Here is a 643-nt window from a genome sequence, read left to right as displayed (position 1 = left end):
AGGAAATTCTTTGCTTCTGTTGACCTGTGAATTATCCGTATAAGATATTTGTTGTGAAGGATAGTAGTCAAATTCTACAAGATCATTATTTGAAGCATCGGATATTTTACTAAGGTGAAAAGCAGAAGGAGTAAATCCATAATTAAGAACATTTGTAGTAATATCACCTCCAAAACTCTGTCTGTTTGTGAATCCTGATCTGGATGATTTTTCCAATATATTAAATAAATACTTATTTCCGGATTCGTCCTTTATAATAAATCCTGAAGCTTCAAAATTATTGGTAGGGCTGTATGAATGTATAGAAATATCCAGATTGTTTTTATCTAACTTATCAATAAATAATTCATTATTTGAATTCTTTTTAATGATAAATCTGCCCGTGTAGCCCATAAAGTTATATTGATAAAGGTCATACTCTGTATCATATTTGTTGAGAAAACCTGCTTCATAAAATAATTTTCTGTAATTTTCTAAATCAGCATTATTTATACCTAATCCTGATATTGCATCCAAATACTTTCTTGTATAGTTTTTTGATGAATAGCTTGAAGTAAACTCATCGAAATAAATTCCTATGGCAGGTATACCTCCCATAGCTGCTAAAACAGCCTGATCGTCTGGTGTGCCCCGAACAGTTCTG

At 31.3% G+C, this 643-nt stretch carries 1 protein-coding gene; it reads right to left on the bottom strand.

Annotated elements, in window-relative coordinates; genetic code table 11:
• The coding region (locus AC2A07_RS19695; protein ID WP_484051799.1) for a hypothetical protein at positions 1-643 on the bottom strand (643 nt) is incomplete at both ends.

The organism is Chryseobacterium sp. HNCC26DJ238 (assembly GCF_057180465.1).
The sequence above is the reverse complement of the archived record's forward strand: the minus strand, read 5'-3'. Positions and strand labels throughout refer to the sequence as shown.